Genomic DNA, 20,499 nt, shown 5'->3' with positions numbered 1-20,499 from the left:
ATGAAGAACATAGAATTACTGGTTCTGGATATGGCTGGAACCACCATTGATGAAGATAATGTGGTATATAAAACGTTAATGAAATCCGTGAATGATTACGGATACAACGTTTCTCTGGAAAAAGTGTTATTAAGCTGCGCCGGAATGGAAAAACTGGAAGCGATCAGCAGTCTGCTAAAAGAAATAGGCGGAAATGAAGAAGACGCAGTTGCCATTTTTGAAAGATTTTCGGATCAGCTGAAAACAGCCTATCAGAATTTAGAGGTAAAACCCATTAACGGCGTTGAAAATTTCCTGATAAAGATGAGAACTCAGGATAAAAAGATTGTTTTAAATACTGGCTATACTTCCGAAATTGCCCTACAGCTTTTAGAAAAACTGGGCTGGAAAGAAAATGCCCACTTTGATGCTTTAATTACAGCCGACGATGTTTCAGCAAGCCGGCCAAGTCCGGAAATGATTCTTCTGGCTATGAAAAAATTTAATATTCATGAACCTGAAAAAGTTTTAAAAGCAGGTGACTCCGTCATTGATATCGAAGAAGGCAAAAATGCAGGCTGCGGAGTTACGGTAGCTGTTCTTTCCGGAGCGCAAAGCAAGGCTGAACTTGAAAAATCCAATCCCGACTATATTTTTAACACGATTTCTGAGGCTGAACGATTTTTTTACTAATTCTTTCAAATTACGCTTATTCCAATTCAGCCTCTTTTTTAATTTCTGAAATCCAGGAAATCAACTTTGTCAAAGTTTAAAACTTTGACAAAGTTCCCAAAGTTCCAAACGTCCCTTTTTTAAATTACTCAATCAACCTAAAGTTTGTAAAATCTTAAAATTCAAAACCCACTTATTATTATGAAAACAAAACTATTTTCAATGGCAGTCGTAATGAGCTGTTTTCTCGGAGCTCAGACGAAGAAAGTTCTTTTCATCGGGATCGACGGTTGTCGGGCGGATGTTATGATGTCTTCCGGTACTCCGAACATTCATGCACTGGCAGATCAGTCAATTTATTCTTTAGACGGACTCTGTGCCGCAATTACTTTGAGCGGAAACGGCTGGAGCACCATGCTTACAGGAGTCTGGCATACGAAACACAATGTGCAGGACAATAATTTTACCAGTCCGAATTATGCAAATTACCCTGATTTTTTAACGAGAGCAGAAGCGTATAATCCCAATTTAAGAACCATTTCTCTGGCTCATTGGGCTCCGGTTAACAATACCATTGTTCAGAACGCCGATGTGAAGACTAATTTCACAACGGATCTTGCAGTGAAAAATGCTGCTGTAAATGCACTGCAAAACGATAATCCGGACATTTTATTTATTGATTTTGATGATGTGGATCACGCCGGACATTCTTATGGTTTTTCGTCTTCTGTACCGCAGTATGTTTCTGCCATACAAACCATCGACACGTACATCGGAGAAATTGTTAATGCTATGAAAAGCCGATCAACGTACAGTAATGAAGACTGGCTGGTTGTTTTAACTACGGATCACGGTGCGGTAGATAACGGGCATGGAGGCGGAAATCTTTCGGAAAGGAATATTTTTACCATCTATTCTAATCCTAATTTTACTCCTCAGCAAATCAGCAGAACCATTTCAGAATCTTCTAAAACGTTCAATCAGCTCAATCTTCCTGCAGGAACGTATGCAAAACCTGCGAATCAGGCTCCATTTAATTTTGGGGCAACTCAGGATTTTACAGTTGAATTCTGGGTGAAACCCAATGTTGCGTACACCAGTGATCCTGTAATGATGAGTAATAAAAACTGGGCAAACGGAAAGAACAAAGGTTTTGTAATTTCAGGATATTCCGGACAGACTTTTAAAATGAATATTGGTGACGGAACCAACAGGATTGATCTTGTGGGCGGAAAAATGGAACTCAATACATGGAAACACATTGCTGTAAGTTTCGACAGAGACGGACTTGTAACAATGTATGAAGATGGTGTTCCCGTAACTTTTGCAAAAATGAGCACCATTGGAAATATTGATTCGGGACTTCCGTTTACGATCAATCAGGACGGGACGAATACCTACAGTCCAACGCTTGCAGCTTCCTACAGAGACATCAGAGTGTGGAAATCTGCGCTTCCGAACGAGGTTATCGTGAATTGGGCAAATCAGGATATTACGGCTTCGCATCCTTATTATTCTCAATTGGTTGCCAACTGGAAATGTGATGAGGTTTCGGGAAATACACTGGCAGATTCTGGTCCGAATGTAAACACCGTTACGATTACCGGATCTCCTGCCAGAAATCTGAACACGGTTACTAATTTTAAAATTTATAATTATTTATCGACAACCCGGGAAACGGATCACTTGCCGACTGTATTGAACTGGCTTTGTATTCCTGTTCAGCCATCTTGGGGAATTGATGGGGTCAACAGAATTCCGCTATGTGCCAACGGAAGCTTATCTGCTGAAGAAAAGGAGATTATAACGAATGATTTTATGATTTATCCCAATCCTTCGAATCAGGAGGTAAATATAAAATTAAAATCAAAGGAAAAGGAAATGAAGATTGAAATTATTGATGCGAAAGGATCACTGATATTATCAAGAAAAGTCAATTCTTCCGACGATGTTTACCATGAAAAATTCAATGTAGGTCATTTTCCGGCTGGGATTTATTTCATAAAAATAACAGGAAAAGGAAAGTCGCTTACCAAAACATTTATAAAACAATAGTACAGAGATAATTTTTTTAGAGAAGACTTCCGTTTTTATATCGGAAGTTTTCTTTTTATATGAAAACTTCAGCTTCATATTTTAGAATAACTATAAATTATTAGATTAAAATATTGTAATTCAGTGGTTTGTAAATGTATTTAAATGTTTTGGCTAAAAATAAAAACTTCTCGGAACCATTTTTGTATCCATAGATTCATAATCACAAAAAATATCTATTATGAATACCAAAAGACTTTCCGATTCCATTGAAAAAGCATTAAGCGACCAGATGAACAAAGAAATTCACGCTTCACACACCTTTTTATCATACGGAATCTGGGCAGACGATAAAGGATATCAGGGAATTGCGAATTTCCTGTACAGACACGCTCAGGAAGAAAGAAATCACTCCATCAAATTCATGGAATATGTATTAAACAGAGGCGGAAAGCCAAAAGTAGATGCAATTCCTGCTCCTCCGGCAGATCCGGAATCGCTTACCGATTGTTTTGAAGGAGTTTTCAAACATGAAGTAGATAACACCACTGCCATTTATAAAATTGTAGATATGGCACTTGAAGAAAAGGACTGGGCAACGTGGAACTTTATGCAGTGGTTTGTACAGGAGCAGATTGAAGAGGAAACACTGGCACAGAATTTAATTGATAAATTAAAAATTGCGGGAGGAGACAGAGCATCTGATGAATCTTTATTTACCTTAGATAAAACTTTACAGGAAACTCCGGGAGATGTTCCTTTGGCGCAGGAAGCGACGGGAGATAATCCTTAACAATCTTTTTTGAAATTAAATTATTGAAAAATCTGTCAGAAAATGGCAGATTTTTTTATTATGAAACTCTCTTTAAAATCACTATCTTTGCACGCTGAAAGTTCAGATCGGAATAACCTCCAATTTGAATATTAATCTTAACCATAGAATTTTACAATATGAAACCGAAAGGTTACATAGCATTATAAATAAAATAAAAATTTCGTTATGAAATGTGGAATCGTAGGCTTACCGAATGTAGGTAAATCAACTCTTTTTAACTGTCTGAGCAATGCAAAAGCGCAGTCGGCAAACTATCCTTTCTGTACCATCGAACCGAATTTGGGGACTGTTTCAGTACCGGATCACAGATTGTTTGAGCTGGAAAAATTGGTAAAACCTGAAAGAGTTTTGCCTGCCGTTGTAGAGATCGTAGATATTGCAGGACTTGTAAAAGGAGCAAGTAAAGGAGAAGGTTTAGGAAACCAGTTTCTTGCCAATATTCGTGAGTGTGAAGCAATTATCCACGTTTTAAGATGTTTTGATAACGGAAATATTGTTCACGTAGAAGGTTCGGTAAATCCGTTAAGAGATAAAGAAATCATTGATATCGAACTTCAGCTGAAAGATCTTGAAACGGTAGGAAAAGCAGTTGAGAAAGCTAAAAAGTTCATCAAATCCGGTAAAAAAGAAGATGTTCTGGCTTATGAAACACTTCAGAGTCTTCAAAAATTTTTAGAAGACGGTAAAAATGCAAGAGAATTTGCAACAGACGATCTTACGAAATCAATTATAGGAGATGTTCAACTGTTAACCAATAAGCCGGTTCTTTACGTTTGTAACGTGGATGAAAATTCCATCAAGCATGGTAACGAATGGATTGGTAAAATTGAAGAAATGGCTAAAAATGAAGGCGCAGAAGTAGTTGTTTTAGCCGCTCAGATTGAAGCAGACATTAATGAACTGGAAACTTTTGAAGAAAGAGAAATTTTCCTTGAAGAACTTGGTCTTACTGAACCGGGAGTGAACCGACTGATCAGAAAAGCTTATGATCTATTGAAATTACAGACTTATTTCACAGCAGGAGTAAAAGAAGTTAGAGCTTGGACAATCGGAAAAGGCTGGACGGCTCCGCAGGCTGCAGGTGTAATTCATACCGACTTTGAAAAAGGGTTCATCCGTGCAGAAGTAATCAAGTATGATGATTATGTAAACTACGGTTCTGAGGTAAAAGTAAAAGAAGCCGGAAAACTTTCTGTAGAAGGAAAGGAATACATCGTAAAAGACGGTGATATCATGCACTTCAGATTCAACGTATAAGAATAAAGTATTAAAGTTAGTTATATTGAAAAACGCTCCGGAGCATTGCTTCGAAGCGTTTTTATTTATTTAAATAGTTTATAAATCAATGAGTTGGCATTTTAATTCTACACAGCCAATACCATATTTAAGACATTCTTTGGTAAAAGGATCTGTGCATATTTCTTTTCCGCCAGTAATAGATTTTAACTGTTTTTTATTCAGTTTCTTTCCGTTTTGTAACTTTTGATTTTTCATAATGATGATTTTAAAGGATTAAGGAAGTTCGAAACATTCAGGTTCTGCACAACGTCTGCCATAAGCTTTACAAAGTCCTGTTTCCGGATCAACACATTGTTGTAGTCCACCCTTGATGGATCTTAGCTGCTTATTATTAAGCTTTTTTCCATTTGATAGATTTTGATTTTTCATATAAGACATAATTTTAATTTGGTAATTACTAATTTATAAAATATTTCAATATAAATCACTTTGGTTTGATAAATTTATAAAATTATTGTTGTGGATTTCAGAAAGAATATTCCGTACATTTGAATTTTACAAATTCTTAGGTATGGAAAAAATGCAGCATACTTCTTACACTTCGCTGGATGATTTTTACAGAGAAATGACCGCGAAACTCGGAACGGATCTCGAAACCATTTTTCCGAAAGGGCTTCATAAAGAAATTGGTCATTTCAATGTTTTTGATATCGCCAAAACGATTGAAAAAATCAAAACAACCTCCGAAATGCCTTATAACAGAAGGAAATATTACAAGATAAGCTTAATAAGAGGCAGAAACAGAGCGGAATATGCAGATAAAATTATTCAGATAAAAGGGAATGCACTTTTATTTGCGACTCCTAAAGTTCCTTATCACTGGATTCCCGAAGATCCTTTCCAGTCGGGGAGTTTCTGCGTTTTTACAGAAGATTTTTTTATTAAAGACAAATCACACAATACGCTTGAAGATCTACCGATCTTTCAGCCGGGAAATGTTCCTTTGTTTGAAATTGATGATGCTTTGGCAGACGAAATAGAACTCCTGTTTGATAAGATGAAAAAAGAAATTAATTCCGATTATATTTTTAAGTATGATCTTATCCGAAATTATGTTCTGGAGCTTATTCATTATGGACAAAAGTTGCAGCCGGCTTCAAAATTATCAACGTCAAATGACGCTTCACTGCGTGTTGTTTCTTTATTTATCGAACTGTTGGAAAGGCAGTTTCCCATAGAATCGTCGGATCAGAGACTGCAGCTGAAAACGGCAAAAGATTATGCAGACCGATTGGCGGTTCACGTAAATTATTTAAATAAAAAACTGAAAGAAAGTACAGGGAAAACCACTACGGAAATTATTGCAGAAAGGGTTATTCAGGAAGCAAAAATTCTTCTGAAACAGACCAAGTGGAATGTTTCTGAGATTTCCTACGCTCTCGGATTTGAAGAGATTGCACACTTCTCTAACTTTTTCAAAAAGAAAACATCTCTCGCTCCACTGGAATTCCGGTCATGATTTGAATTTTGCAAATTTAAGTTTGAATAAAGCAAACGCCAGAACCGTAAATTATCTGAACTTTGTCTCATTAAAATAAATCATTAAATAATGGAAACAAGAAGAAAAATTGCTCTGATTACAGGGGGAAGCAGAGGATTAGGAAGAAATTCTGCTATTAAAATTGCCCAGAAAGGTCTTGATGTGATTTTAACTTATAAAAGCAACAGGGATGAAGCGGATAGAGTAGTAGAAGAAATTCAGTCTTTAGGACAGAAAGCAATTGCTTATCAACTGGATACAAAAGAGGTGAAAAGTTTTGATGCTTTTGTGAAAACGGTCGGAGATCATCTTGAAGAAAATACAGGCAGCCGAAACATCGATTATCTCATCAACAATGCAGGAACAGCTTTATATTGCCCGATTCCGGAGGTTAGTGAAGAGCAGTTGGACGATATGGTGGATATTCATTTCAAGGGAGTATTTTTCCTGACTCAGAAATTTTTGCCTTTTATGAACGAAGGTGGTGGAATCATCAACGTTTCTTCAGGATTGGCAAGGTTTGCATTACCCGGATCTTCCGTATATGGTTCTATGAAGGCAGCGATTGATATGCTTGCGAAATATCAGGCAAAAGAATTGGGTGCAAGAAAAATTAAATCCAATGTTGTGGCTCCCGGTGCTATTGAAACGGATTTCGGCGGCGGAAGAACAAGGGATGATAAAAATATCAATACTATGGTTGCCAATAATACCGCTTTAGGAAGAGCAGGTGTTCCCGACGATATCGGTGGAATAGTGGCTTTCCTATGTACGGAAGACGCAAGATGGATCAACGGACAGAGAATTGAAGCTTCCGGAGGTATGTTTTTATAGTGTTTAGATTTTTTACCACAAAAGATGCAAAAGACTTAAGCGATTTTATTACTTAAATGGAAAAAAGAGCACACAAGTTTAAAAAATCAAAGATTTTTTCTCTTTGCAGAGTTTTGAAATACTCTAAATAAATTCAATAAAGTCTTTTGCATCTTTTGTGGTTAAATTTAAAATTTTGAATATCCGTTAAACAACCTATTACTATGCACTGATATGAAAATCAATTATTTATAACAGGTACTTCGACAAGCTCAGTGTGGCACCTCTAATACTAAACGCTTGATTTTTAGCGATGTCAAGCTGAGCCTGTCGAAGCTTTAGGTTAATAAACGGACAATCAAATTAAAATTAGTTAAATTAGCTTTTTTAAGTCTTCTTATTTGCTAAATCAATGATCAACGAAATTACAGTTTAGACAAATTCTCCAAAGCTCTCTCCAAAGTTTCCTGCTTCTTCGCAAAACACAAACGGATTACATTTTCATTCAGCTTATTTTTATAAAAAGAAGAAAAAGGAACACTTGCCACTTTATGATTAATCGTGAGTTCGTGAGCAAAATCAAGATCATTTTTGTCAGAAATCTTATCATATTTTAAAGCCTGAAAATACGTTCCTTCGCAATCCAGTAATTCAAAAGAAGTATTGGCTAAACCCTGTCTTAAAAAATCTCTTTTTTCCTGAAAGAACTGATTCAGCTGATTGTAATGATCCGGATTTTTCATATACTCCGCCAAAGCAAGCTGCATCGGTGTATTCACGGAGAAAACATTAAACTGGTGTATTTTTCTGAATTCGTCCGTCAGATATGTCGGAGCCGCACAATAGCCGATTTTCCAGCCGGTCACATGAAACAGTTTTCCGAATGAAGCAACCAGAAGACTTCTGTTTTTCAGTTCGGGATATTTGCAAATGCTTAAATGCTGTTTTCCGTCAAAAACAATATTTTCATACACTTCATCACTTAAAATCAGGATCGAAGTTCCTTCCACAATTTTAATTAATTCCTGAATGTCATGTTCCTTTAAAATCTTTCCGGAAGGATTGTTCGGGTTATTCAGGATGATCATTTTGGTTTTTTCCGAAACTAAACTTTTTACCACATTCCAGTCGATTTCATAATCGGGAGCTTTCATCTCGAAACGTTTCACAATTCCGCCGAAGAGTTCTACGGTAGGTTCATAACAGTCGTAAGCTGGTTCAAAAATAATGACCTCATCTTCTTTCTTTACAAAAGTCGCAATCGCAGTGAAAATAGCCTGAGTTCCGCCTGCAGTAACGGTAATTTCAGAATCCGGATGATACACTGCCTGATGAGAATTTTCTATTTTTCCGGCAATTTCTTCCTTCAAACCAATCATTCCGCCCATCGGAGCATACTGATTAAAGCCTTTTTTAATGAAATGATCCACATGATCCATCAATTCGGAATCCGGCATGAAATCGGGAAAACCCTGCGACAGATTGATGGCTTCATTTTCATTGGCAAGCTGCGTCATCTGACTGAAAATCGTAGTTCCTACATTGGAAAGTTTGGACAAAGGAAGTTGTATCATTAAGGATTGTTTTTTTCTTGTATCGAATTTAATTTATTTTTTACAATCAGGAGAGATTTATTGGCTTAAATTAACCACAAAACGCAAAAAGATATTTTATTGAGCATGAATGAAATACTTAAAATGTCTTTAAAGAAGTACTTCAAAAGAAAAACCATCCGATTTCGGATGGCTTTTTTTGAAGATATGAATTGCATTACCTCGTTATGAGCAGTTTCTGTGAAGATTTTACGTTCTCGGATTGTATCTCAACAATATAAGTTCCCTGAATCAGTTTTTCGGTATTGATTTTAATACTTTGTCTTCCGCTTTCTACCGTTTCGGAATTATTAATCAGAATCTTTCCGGAAGTATCCATTATTTTAACGGTTACAGTGCCTCTTTTGGAAAGATTAGTCTGTACATCAACATAGTTTTTTGCGGGATTGGGAACCAGATTGTACTCCGGCTGACTGGCTGTTCCCGATTCAGCTCTTGCTGTTTCGGCAACATCTTTTAAAGGAGATTTCAAATTGCCCGGGTTTTTAGCGTTTCCTCCTTCCGCAGGTTTCGGAATACAAATAGAAATACAGGTTTTGCACTTAGGTTGATCTCCTTCAAACTGTATAACACAAACCGTGTAGCTTCCCGGAGTGTTGTAGATGTGCGAAGTCAGTACATCTCCTGTCGTTCCGTCGCCCCAGTCTACTTTATACAAACTTGGAGAATTGGTGCTTTCAAGAAATATCTGAGCTGTAGTGTAATTTCCTGATGTGCTTGTTGTTATCTGGATTTTAAAGTTAGAATTACATTCGTTGCATCCTTCGCAAGGCTTTACACAGATGTTATCGAAATACATCACTTCCTGTTGTGTAGATGTAATATCCGGCGTAATGGAAAGAACCTGGGAATTCATGATGATGTTATCAAAAATTGCCGCATTTACAGGACTCATCGTCCATGCTCCGTCCGAATTGCTTGGAAGAACACCGCCGCTGGAAAGCTGAATAGGAGCTTTTATATGAACCCATCCGCTTCCCGGAGTTACTGTCACACTTGCCACAAATGTAGCGCTGTTGGTTCCGTCAGAAAGTGTGATGTATGGATGATAAGGCAATCCGTAACCACTGTCATTGTCCAGATAAAAATCAAAATAAATACACTGTCCCAAAAAATAGTTTCCCAGCTTTTGGTAATCTTTCCAGTTCTGGTACCACGATCCTCCCGACTTGTCTTTTATAATAAGAAACTGCGATCCGTCCAGAGGATTCGGAGAACCTACACCTACACTTACATTTCCGTTGGGTGCAGCAGCGGGAGCCCAGTTTCCGTAAGGATTTACAGGATCATTAAAGTCTGAACAGGGAGGATTTTGTGCCAAAAGTATTACGTTTCCTAAAAGAAAGCAGAAGATTAAAAAATACATTCTTACCATGATGCTAAGTTGATTTTGTACATCAAAAACCAACAAAACTTTAAGAATTAATACTCATTGAATACATTTTGGTTTTCACCTTTTAGCTATTAAATTTTCTACATGTAGTTAAGACCTTAAAAGTATCACATATAAAAATCTCACACTAAAGTGACTAAGTAAATGCAGACAGATTTTGAGTAAGTGTGTTTTTTTTGCAGGTAAATGTGTTTTTCTTTTCAAAAAATGGGAATGGTTTATTTTAAAATGTCTGAATGATATTGTTATAGTATTGAAAAACAGAATGTTTCCTGTAATCTAACATCACAGGTAAGATGAAAATAATATTATTTCTTACGTTAAGCCATTTTATGAAGGAATTCGTTTTTCCTGCGAATGGAAACATCGAGGACGGAATTGTCTGCCATTACGACCTGTCCGCCTTTTCCTTTGATATATTCTTTAAGATGTTCGAGGTTAATGAGGTGTTTGTGATGAATTCTGAAAAAATTATATTCGGAAAGATTTTTCTCAAAATCACACAATGTTTTGGAAACTAGCACTTTGCTTTTATCCGAAAGATAAATAGAAGTGTAATTAGAATCTGCTTCGCAACGGATGATTTCGTCAATATTTACCCGCTTAAATCCTTGCAGGGTAGGAAGATTGATTTTGTTTTGGAAACCTGAAAGTGAATAGATTCTGTTTTTTCTGAATTTTTCGAGTGCTTTATTAACGGTGAGAACGAAATCCAGATTTTTTAAAGGTTTGAAGATGTAATGGATAAATCCTCTTTTTATTGCCTGAATAGCAGATTTTTCAGATTCTGTGATGAGAATAATCGGGAAATCATTTTCTTTAAACTGCACTAATACTTCAATATCGTTTTCTTTAAAATTCTGAATATCAACGAATAAAATATCCGTGGAATGTTTTGTAAAATAATCCGAAGTGAAAAGAATACAGCTCGTCTGAAGATCAGTTTCGAATTCAGGAAATTCCTTTTTCAGGAGTTGGGAAACGTATTTGCCTTCATCTAAGTCGTCAATAATACAGGCGTTCAATTTATTTTTCATGTGAGTTTGGTTTTTGGTTTCAGTTTTACTAAGTAATTATAGAGAGACAATCATAAGATAATATTTTATTGATGTTATTAAGATTGTTAATTTGAAACATAATCAGCTTTAATTTTAACGAAAAAAATAAAATAAAGCTGGTTTTTCACTTGATATTGAATAATGTAAATATAGAATTTCATTATTAATAATGCAATACCTATAAGAATATTTACAAAAAAATGAACCAAAATATTCGGATAATTTTCTTCAATTTCGTACTTTTGTATGTTTGCTGAAATTACATATGTCACAAGAAATAAATCCGATCTATTCCGAAGATAATATCAGAACCCTCGATTGGCAGGAGCATATCCGCCTGCGTCCTGGAATGTATATCGGGAAGCTGGGAGACGGTTCTTCCGCCGATGATGGTATCTACATTTTACTGAAAGAAATTCTGGATAACTCTATTGATGAGTTCAGGATGAGAGCCGGTAAAAGAATTGAAATAAAATTAGATGACGGAAAAGTTACGATCCGTGATTTTGGACGCGGAATTCCGTTGGGAAAAGTAGTGGATGCGGTTTCTAAAATGAATACCGGAGGGAAATACGACAGTAAAGCCTTTAAAAAATCCGTAGGTCTTAATGGGGTGGGTACAAAGGCAGTTAACGCCCTTTCCGATTATTTTCGCGTTCGTTCTTTCAGAGACGGGAGGATGAAAGCCGCAGAATTTTCCAGAGGTATTATTACAGAAAATTTTGAAGAAAAAGATTCTTCAGACAGAAACGGAACCGAGATTTCCTTTATTCCGGATGCCGATATTTTCCTTCACTTCAAATTCAGAAAAGAGTATATCGAAAGAATGCTCCGCAATTATGCCTATCTGAATCCCGGTTTGAAAATTCTTTTCAACGGAGAAACATTCTTCTCAGAAAACGGTTTGAAAGATTTGCTGGACGAAGAGCTGGAAAACGAAACGCTTTACCCCATTGTTCACCTGAAGGACAATGATATTGAAGTTGCCATTACGCACACTGATAAATCTCAGACAGAAACGTACTTTTCATTCGTTAACGGACAGAATACAACACAGGGAGGAACCCATTTAAATGCCTTCAGAGAAGCTTACGTAAAAACAATCCGTGAGTTTTTTAATAAAAATTTTGATGCTTCCGACGTTAGAAAATCCATTGTAGCCGCAGTTTCCATTAATGTGGAAGAGCCTGTTTTCGAGTCTCAGACCAAAACAAAATTAGGATCGAATGACATCGGACCGAACGGCCCCACCGTAAGGACTTTTGTTATTGACTTCCTGAAAAGTAAGTTGGATAATTTCTTACACAAAAATCCTGAAGTTGCAGAAGCAATCCAGAGAAAGATTCTAATCTCAGAAAGAGAAAGAAAAGAACTCTCCGGAATTCAGAAATTAGCGAGAGAAAGAGCCAAAAAAGTTTCTCTTCACAATAAAAAACTTCGTGACTGCAGACAGCATTACAACGATCAGAAGAACGAAAGAAAGGGAGAAACCCAAATCTTTATCACCGAGGGAGATTCTGCATCCGGATCCATCACAAAATCCAGAGATGTGGAAACACAGGCAGTATTTTCTCTGAAAGGAAAACCCTTGAACTGCTATGGTTTAACCAAGAAAGTTGTGTATGAAAACGAAGAATTTAACCTTCTTCAGGCAGCTTTGAACATTGAAGAAAGTCTTGAAGATCTTCGGTACAATCAGGTAATTATTGCCACCGATGCCGATGTCGACGGAATGCACATTCGTCTGCTGATGATTACGTTTTTCCTTCAGTTCTTCCCGGATCTGATTAAGAACGGACACCTTTATATTCTTCAGACCCCTTTATTCAGAGTAAGAAATAAAAAAGAGACACGATATTGCTATACAGAACAGGAAAGAGTAAAAGCGTTAAATGAATTGGGAAAAAATCCGGAGATTACCCGATTTAAAGGATTGGGAGAAATTTCTCCTGACGAATTCAAACATTTTATCGGCAAAGACATCCGTCTGGAACCTGTTGTGGTAGGAAAAGACCAAACGATTGATCAGCTTTTGGAATTCTACATGGGAAAAAATACACCAGACAGACAAACTTTTATCCTTGAAAATCTGGTAGTTGAAGATCCTGATATTAATAAAAAAGAAATATTGAGTGAAATCATAGATGAAAGCTAATTAAAATCTTTATTTTAAAAAAACACAAATAATCCACTAATACAAATATTAATATGAGACTTAGTAACCGCAATAAAACTTCGGTATACAGCTTCATTAGTACTTTATTGGCTATGCTTTTAGTCGGAGGTATCGGAGCTTATATTTTAGAAGAGTATAAGTTTAGGATCTTGGGAAGAGAAGAATTACTATTGATTTTTGTTCCAATTATTTTGGTAGTACTCTTTTATTTTAACGGAAGGCAGATCTTTGAATATGACAGTGATGGAGAAGCTCTGCATTTCAGAAACAGGAACATTATTCCTTTTCTGCAAAAACCGTTAAGTGATGAGTTTCCGAAATACAAACTGCAAAAATTTGAGGTTGTAGATCTTTTCTTTATGAAAAGACTTTATGTTACGATCTCAAGCAAAAACAGCGGTTCTACCATTTTGAGGTATGAAATTTCATATCTTACCAAAAGAGAAATTAGTGATTTAAAAGTTTCCTTAAATAAGGTCGTTAAGGCCAATAAAGAGAAAAAGAGTTAATAAATTAAAGAATGACAGAAGAATACTCGCATGAAGGCGAAAGCTTAAAAAAAGTTTCAGGACTGTACAAAGACTGGTTCTTGGATTATGCTTCTTATGTAATTTTAGACAGGGCAATTCCATCGGTTTATGACGGATTTAAGCCTGTTCAGCGAAGGATCATGCATTCCATGCGGGAGCTGGAAGACGGACGTTATAACAAGGTTGCCAATATCGTTGGAAACACCATGAAATATCACCCTCATGGTGATGCTTCCATTACGGATGCGATGGTAGGAATCGGTCAGAAAGAACTTTTGATCGATACACAGGGAAACTGGGGGAACATCTACACTGGAGATTCTGCGGCAGCGGCGAGATACATCGAAGCCCGATTAACCCCTTTTGCTCTCGAAGTGGTTTTCAATCCAAAAACAACGGAATGGGCAAAATCGTATGACGGCAGAAATAATGAACCGATCGATCTTCCCGTAAAATTCCCGTTGCTTTTAGCACAGGGCGTTGAAGGAATCGGAGTTGGACTTTCAACCAAAATTCTTCCGCATAATTTTAATGAACTTATCAATGCTTCTGTGGCGTATCTGAAAGGTAAAAAGTTTGAGCTTTTCCCTGATTTTATGACGGCGGGTTATCTGGATGTTTCAGAATACAACGACGGACACCGTGGAGGAAAGGTAAGAGCCAGAGCCAAAATTTCACCTTACGATAAGCATACCCTTATTATTACGGAGCTTCCGTATTCTAAAACCACAAGCGATCTGATTGATTCCATTATTAAAGCCAATGAAAAAGGAAAGATCAAGATCAAAAAAATTGAAGACAATACTTCCGATAAAGTTGAAATCCTGATTCATCTTCACAACGATGTTTCTCCGGATAAAACCATTGATGCTCTATACGCTTTCACCGATTGTCAGGTCACCATTTCTCCGAATGCCTGTGTAATTGTCGGCGATAAGCCGATGTTCATGAATGTTTCTGATATTCTGAAAATGAACACCGATCATACTGTTTCTTTGCTTAAAAAAGAACTGGAGATCGAGCTTCATGAGCTTCAGGAAAGCTGGCATTTTTCTTCATTGGAAAGAATTTTCATCGAAAACAGAATTTACCACGATATTGAAGAGGTAAAAACATGGGAAGATGTTCTGAAAACCATTGATGCAGGGCTGAAACCTCATACCGGACATCTTTTAAGAGCCGTAACGGAAGAAGATATTTTAAAACTGACAGAAATCAGAATTAAGAGAATTTCAAGATTCGATTTAGATAAATTTAAAGAAAATATTGCTGCGCTGGAAGGTAAGATCGAGCAGGTGAAACATCATCTTGCGAATCTTATTCAGTATGCAATTGATTATTACCTGAATATTCAGAAAAAATACGGTAAAGACAGACAGAGAAAAACTGAACTTAGAATTTTTGATACCATTGATGCAACAAAAGTTGCAGTTGCCAACGAAAAGTTCTACGCCAATTTCGAGGAAGGATTTATCGGAACGTCACTAAAAAAAGACCAGTATCTGTTCGACTGTTCGGATATTGATGATATTATTACCTTTCGAAAAGACGGAAGCATGAAAGTGGTAAAAGTGGAGGCAAAAACGTTCATCGGAAAAGATATTCTCCATGTTGCGATCTGGAAGAAAAACGATAAAAGGACGGTCTACAATATGATCTACCGCGAAGGAAGAGAAGGACCTTACTATATGAAACGTTTTTCCGTAACTGGTGTTACCCGAAATACGGATTATCCTCTGGCTTCGGATAAAAAAGGATCGGAAGTGCTTTATTTTTCGGCAAATCCAAACGGTGAAGCAGAAACGGTGACGGTTCTTCTGAAACCCAATCCGAGGATCAGAAAAAATAAAATGGACATCGATTTCTCAGAACTGGCGATTAAAGGCCGTGATTCCAAAGGAAATCTGGTAACCAAATATTCCGTGAAGAAAGTGGATCTGAAAGAAGAAGGCGTTTCTACATTAGCACCGCGAAGAATCTGGTTTGATGATACGGTGAGAAGGCTGAATGCAGACGGAAGAGGAACTTTACTGGGAAGCTTCAAAGGGGATGATAAAATCTTAACCATCAACACCAACGGAGAAGCAAAATTAGTTTCCTTTGATCTCGGAAACCGCTTCGATGACGAATATCTGGTGCTGGAAAAATGGCGTCCGAATCAGCCGGTAACCTGTATTTATTATGATGGTGAAAAAGATATTTATTTCATCAAACGGTTTTTATTCGAAAATACGCCGAATGTACAGACTTTTATGCCTTCGGAGCATTCAAAATCGTTCATTGAAAATGTAATTGTTGCCAACGGAGCCACTGCCGAAATTATTTTCGCAAAAGACAAAGGCAAAGAACGAGAGCCGGAAGAAGTGAATATCGATGAATTTATTGCCGTGAAGGGAATTAAAGCCATCGGAAACCAGTTTACCAAATTCAAAGTAAAATCCATCAATATCAACATTCCTGAACCTGTGGAAGAAGAACCGGAAGTATATGAAGATCCCGAACCAATAGCGGGATTTGATGAAGACGGAACCATTGGAAACCTGTTTCAGAATGACGATAATACAGAAAATTAAATGTTGAAAAAATGAATATTTTAATAGCAATCATTATCATAACCGCTGTTATCAGTTTTGCAGCTCCCATGGGAAGTGCCAACTTTGAGAAATACAAATTCAGCGTAGGCGCCATATTTAACAGGAAAGAATACATCCGTTTGCTTTCTTCAGGGTTTCTGCATGCCGATATTATGCATCTGGTATTTAATATGCTTACCCTGTATTTTTTCGGTCCGGTTGTTATTCAGGGATTTGGAAATTTAGGTTTTCTGATCATTTATTTCGGATCAATTTTACTGGGAAATATGTTTTCGCTATTTGTTTATCAAAGACAGCCTTGGTATTCCGCCATTGGAGCAAGTGGAGGAGTTTCGGGAATTTTGTTCGCATCCATTGCCTTGATTCCGCATCTAGAAATCTATATGTTTTTCATTCCTATCGGAATTCCGGGATATATATTTGGTCTTGTGTATTTCAGCTATTCTGTTTATATGATGCTGAATCCGAATCACAACGATAATATCGGTCACGCCGCCCATTTAGGAGGAGCGTTTTTCGGTCTTATTTACGCCGTTGCCAATCAGCCACAGGCGGCGATTGAAAATTCAATGTATCTGGGAATCATGTCGCTTCCTTTAATTTATTTGGGGTATGAGATTTTTGTGAAGAAAAGAATTGGATAAAGATTCCTTACAGATAAATTTAAAAGCAATGAATTATATGGTTCATTGCTTTTTTATTGAACTTCAAGACAGATAAAAACCTTTTAATTGAGTGTAAAACCAGTCTTTTATACTGAAAATTGAGTGTAAAAGACTGATTTTTGATAGTGAAAGAATCAAAATTCACCTTAAAAGACTCTTCAGTGAGGCAAAAACACTCAACAAAGAATATAAAAGACTGAATTTTGACATCAAAAGACTCAATATTCAGTATTTTTTCTTGGATACCGAATATTTTAGCCTTGAATTTCTTTCATTTTTATCAATAAAATTACTTAAGATGCTTCAATAATTAATCGTTTTTTTCAATGCAGATTAAGCCTTGCATCATTTCAGAATTAATTCAGAAATAAACCTTTACATTCAAAATAAAAAGCCGCCCCAGAAATGAGACGGCTCAACAAAATGTTAATGACCTGATTTTATTTATTTTTTAATGATCTTCTGATAAATCATTTCCTTATTGGTTTTGATCTGAACAAAGTAAATACCGCTGTTAAGTTCGCGGATATCTACATTTTTTACATTTCCTCTGATGGTCTTTAAGATTTCGCCTCCGTTGTTAATGATAGTGATCCATTCCACGGCATCTGTGGATGATATGCTGAAAGAATTTTCAACAGGATTCGGATAAATGGTTAATCTCTGTGATACTTTATTCTCTTGGGTTGCTAAAATAGTGGCAGAAGCATATTCTGTTTTAATGTAGAATAAATTTGCCACACTTCCTTTGGTGATGGAATGCGAACCTGCCGGAATATTTGAAACGTTCACGATTCCTGAAGAAGCGGTATAAGAAACATTATCCACCTTAATTGTTCCTCCAAAAGAAGGATCGAATACAAGCGTAAGCGAGGACGGAGCAGTAGTTGTATAAGTAATTCCCGTTGCAGATTCTATCTTTAATCTCTTCGTTAAAGTTAATCCGTTATAGGTTGCAGAACCATCCGTAGAATTCATGTTTGCAGACGTAAAGGTATAGAACGAACTCGTTAAATTGGATGTTGTGAAATTGTGAATTTCATTTCCCTGCGGATTGGTTCCTGTTGGCGTAATCGAAATACTGCCTGTTCCTGAGACCGGAGTTCCCGAAGAACCGATTGTGGTTATCGTAAAATCCAGATCCGCAGTCGGTGTTCCGGAAACAGTAATTGTTTTTGCCGTAGTATTTTTAACAAAGCTGATTCCCGAAGCCGGAAGTCCTGTTACCGTAGCATCGGATGCTGTTCCTCCCCATGTAAATATCATCGGAGCTATTGCGCTTCCCGAAGCTACGGTCTGATCATTATTGGAGGCAATCGTTAAAGTCTGTGAGCTTACCGGAGCGGCAGTTTCTCCCTGCACCGATACAAGCGAAGACGTATAATTTTGCAGCAAAGCCATCAATCCTGTATTTACGGCATCAGAAGTATCATCAACAGCGTTATTGAAAGTCCAGTTAATATCTCCGCCGGAAACTCTTCCGGAGTATTGTGTCGTTTTATCTTTTGCAGTTGCTGGAGCATCCGGAACCAGAGCGTTAACATACAAAGTATTGTCCGTATCGAAATTATTGTACGTTCCGTTTCCCTGTAATGCTTTAATGTTGGTTCCTAAAACTTCACTTCTCGAGGAAGCCACATAAGCATCAAAATGGCTTGCTGCTGTGGAAGAATTGTAAGGAATGAAAGCAGTCTGTCCCGTCATAAAATTATTAAAAGCTTTTACAACGCCTCCGTTTTCTCCTGAAAAAGTTCCGGTTGCACCATTGGCAACATCAGTTCCCTGCTTGGAAATCAGGATGGGATATTTGGCATTTCTGAAATAATTTCCTTCTACAAAAACCGAAGAGCCTAATGTAGAACCCACTCCGTATTTAGAATTTCCATCGTAATAATTGTTGTAAACATGGGCAGAATAATACCTCACTCTCGGATGTCTGGAATCTGAATGATCAAACCAATTGTGATGATAAGTAATGTACAATCCCGAAGTCGTTCCTTCGCTTAAACCCAGAAGACAGCTCTTTCCGTTATCCCAGAAATGGTTGTAGGAAAAAGTAATGTAGGTAGATTTCTTTGCATCCAGCGCACCGTCTCCTTTTGCCTGATCTGCATCACCTCCCGGTTTTCCGTAGAAAAGATCACAATTGTGCGCCCAGATATAACTGTTATCCTGCTGTAAACTCAGATTGTCTCCTTCCGCAGCATCAGTCAGCATAAAACCAAGATTTCGGACTTCAATATTGGTGGCATTTTTAATTCTGATTCCCCATCCGTTGATCAGGGCATCCGAACCGACACCTTCCAGAGTAATTGAACTTGCAGCGATATTTTTATTTTCTACAACCGCATCTCCGTTTAGCAGATAACTGGGATCGGTTATGTTTCCTATAAATCTGATGGCGAGAGGACGTGTGTCATATCCCTTTTTAAAACCATCCAGAATCGTCTGCAAACCAACACATGGATTCGCGGTAGCTCCCGTTACATTAAGCGAAACCGTATTTTTATTATTTTGAGTTATATAAAGAACAACGGCATTGGCTTTTAAAGTTCCGTCCAGATTGTAAGCACCGGGAATTCTTCCGCTGCTGTGTGCAAAACCGTTTCTGTCATGAGGAAGAACGGTAACCGAACCTGAAACTGTGGCAGTTCCTTCCACATTATTTGTAACAGGAGCTACTTTTATGGTGTAGTTTCCGGGACTTAATCCTAAAATATCTGCACGAAAGTAAGAACCGTAATTTCTGATTAACTGATTATCAATTATTTTGTTGGTAAAACCGCCGCCTGTGTAATATACTCTGTAGCTATCGGCTCCGCTTACAGGATTCCATTTTACGTAAGCTGTTTCCAGCCATCCTGTAGCCTGTGTAATCGTTACCTGTGCATTCAGCAGAAAAGAGCCGAAAGCCAGAATAAAAAAAGATAAGAGCTTTTTCATGATTAATAATGTTTTAATAGTTTTAAAATAAATTTAACAATGTGTAATCGATTACACGCAAATATATATAAATATTTAAATTAAATCTTTTTGTTGTGAAATTTGTTTGAAAAAAGTTTTAAAACACTTTATTGTTCAATGATTGGTGTGATTTGTTGAAAATTGTTTAATCGTATAACCTTAATTAAAGCTGATGATTTTGGATTACCAAAAAATCAATATAAGTACTGAAAAGCTATTTTGTTATAAAAAATTAAACGGAGATTGGTTAAAATCTCGTTAAGTTTATATTTAAGTTTGATTGAAATCAAAAATAAAAGATGAATCTGTATGAATTTTTATTTAAAATGAAAAGATCAAAAAATGAGCTTAAAATTTATCAAAATGTTGTGTTCTTTAATTGTGAAGTTGTTTA

16 protein-coding genes are annotated in these 20,499 nt (G+C 36.9%); 10 read left to right on the top strand and 6 right to left on the bottom strand.

Annotated features, from left to right (window positions below; genetic code table 11):
* The 4 genes from QWT87_RS05095 (at position 1) to ychF (ending at position 4,777) form a co-directional block, all read left to right on the top strand.
* Entirely contained in the window at positions 1 to 672 is a 672-nt protein-coding gene (locus tag QWT87_RS05095; protein WP_302714334.1) for an HAD-IA family hydrolase, read from the top strand.
* A gap of 180 nt (positions 673 to 852) precedes the next feature.
* Complete coding sequence (locus QWT87_RS05090; RefSeq protein WP_302714332.1) at positions 853 to 2,706, top strand: alkaline phosphatase family protein; 1,854 nt, start codon at positions 853 to 855, stop codon at positions 2,704 to 2,706.
* Between the two features lie 220 nt (positions 2,707 to 2,926).
* Entirely contained in the window at positions 2,927 to 3,478 is a 552-nt protein-coding gene (locus QWT87_RS05085) for a ferritin (protein ID WP_116098571.1), read from the top strand.
* Between the two features lie 207 nt (positions 3,479 to 3,685).
* On the top strand, positions 3,686 to 4,777 hold the full coding sequence (ychF, locus tag QWT87_RS05080) for a redox-regulated ATPase YchF (protein ID WP_185204766.1): 1,092 nt from the start codon (positions 3,686 to 3,688) through the stop codon (positions 4,775 to 4,777).
* A gap of 78 nt (positions 4,778 to 4,855) precedes the next feature.
* Here ychF and QWT87_RS05075 read toward each other — a convergent pair whose 3' ends face one another.
* Positions 4,856 to 5,014 (bottom strand): bacteriocin, encoded by a 159-nt coding sequence (locus QWT87_RS05075; protein WP_123956693.1) that lies wholly within the window; start codon positions 5,012 to 5,014, stop codon positions 4,856 to 4,858.
* A gap of 18 nt (positions 5,015 to 5,032) precedes the next feature.
* On the bottom strand, positions 5,033 to 5,188 hold the full coding sequence (locus tag QWT87_RS05070; protein ID WP_123956691.1) for a hypothetical protein: 156 nt from the start codon (positions 5,186 to 5,188) through the stop codon (positions 5,033 to 5,035).
* A gap of 151 nt (positions 5,189 to 5,339) precedes the next feature.
* Between QWT87_RS05070 and QWT87_RS05065 the strand changes: the two genes are divergently transcribed.
* Together QWT87_RS05065 and QWT87_RS05060 are read left to right on the top strand one after the other, a co-directional pair.
* The gene (locus QWT87_RS05065; protein WP_407933583.1) at positions 5,340 to 6,278 is read left to right on the top strand and encodes a helix-turn-helix domain-containing protein; all 939 of its coding nucleotides are present in this window, start codon (positions 5,340 to 5,342) and stop codon (positions 6,276 to 6,278) included.
* Between the two features lie 90 nt (positions 6,279 to 6,368).
* On the top strand, positions 6,369 to 7,133 hold the full coding sequence (locus tag QWT87_RS05060; RefSeq protein ID WP_302714321.1) for an SDR family NAD(P)-dependent oxidoreductase: 765 nt from the start codon (positions 6,369 to 6,371) through the stop codon (positions 7,131 to 7,133).
* Between the two features lie 404 nt (positions 7,134 to 7,537).
* Here QWT87_RS05060 and QWT87_RS05055 read toward each other — a convergent pair whose 3' ends face one another.
* The 3 genes from QWT87_RS05055 to QWT87_RS05045 all read right to left on the bottom strand — a co-directional run bounded on the left by QWT87_RS05055 (position 7,538) and on the right by QWT87_RS05045 (position 11,155).
* A complete protein-coding gene (locus QWT87_RS05055; RefSeq protein WP_302714319.1) occupies positions 7,538 to 8,686 on the bottom strand; it encodes a methionine aminotransferase in 1,149 nt (382 codons plus the stop codon).
* A gap of 196 nt (positions 8,687 to 8,882) precedes the next feature.
* Positions 8,883 to 10,091: a T9SS type A sorting domain-containing protein gene (locus QWT87_RS05050; RefSeq protein WP_302714316.1), complete on the bottom strand. Its 1,209-nt coding sequence runs from the start codon at positions 10,089 to 10,091 to the stop codon at positions 8,883 to 8,885.
* A gap of 347 nt (positions 10,092 to 10,438) precedes the next feature.
* Positions 10,439 to 11,155: a LytR/AlgR family response regulator transcription factor gene (locus QWT87_RS05045; RefSeq protein WP_302714313.1), complete on the bottom strand. Its 717-nt coding sequence runs from the start codon at positions 11,153 to 11,155 to the stop codon at positions 10,439 to 10,441.
* 286 nt (positions 11,156 to 11,441) lie between these two features.
* On the opposite strand from QWT87_RS05045, the gene QWT87_RS05040 reads away from it, so the two are divergent.
* The 4 genes from QWT87_RS05040 to QWT87_RS05025 are packed head-to-tail and all read left to right on the top strand — an operon-like array spanning position 11,442 to position 17,120.
* Entirely contained in the window at positions 11,442 to 13,331 is a 1,890-nt protein-coding gene (locus tag QWT87_RS05040; RefSeq protein WP_302714311.1) for a DNA topoisomerase IV subunit B, read from the top strand.
* A 53-nt stretch (positions 13,332 to 13,384) separates the two neighbouring features.
* Positions 13,385 to 13,861, top strand: coding sequence for a hypothetical protein (locus QWT87_RS05035; RefSeq protein ID WP_185204759.1), 477 nt, complete (start codon positions 13,385 to 13,387; stop codon positions 13,859 to 13,861).
* Positions 13,862 to 13,872: 11 nt separating this feature from the next.
* A complete protein-coding gene (locus QWT87_RS05030) occupies positions 13,873 to 16,455 on the top strand; it encodes a DNA gyrase/topoisomerase IV subunit A (RefSeq protein ID WP_302714308.1) in 2,583 nt (860 codons plus the stop codon).
* Positions 16,456 to 16,466: 11 nt separating this feature from the next.
* A complete protein-coding gene (locus tag QWT87_RS05025; RefSeq protein ID WP_302714306.1) occupies positions 16,467 to 17,120 on the top strand; it encodes a rhomboid family intramembrane serine protease in 654 nt (217 codons plus the stop codon).
* 465 nt (positions 17,121 to 17,585) lie between these two features.
* On the opposite strand, the gene QWT87_RS05020 is transcribed toward QWT87_RS05025, so the two are convergent.
* A complete protein-coding gene (locus QWT87_RS05020) occupies positions 17,586 to 20,084 on the bottom strand; it encodes a pectate lyase family protein (RefSeq protein ID WP_302714304.1) in 2,499 nt (832 codons plus the stop codon).
* Positions 20,085 to 20,499 lie beyond the last annotated feature (415 nt).

The sequence above is a fragment of the Chryseobacterium urinae genome (genome assembly GCF_030518295.1).
Lineage (GTDB): Bacteria > Bacteroidota > Bacteroidia > Flavobacteriales > Weeksellaceae > Chryseobacterium > Chryseobacterium mucoviscidosis.
Note: the sequence above shows the minus strand (reverse complement) of the source record. Positions and strands in the feature narration are given on the sequence as shown.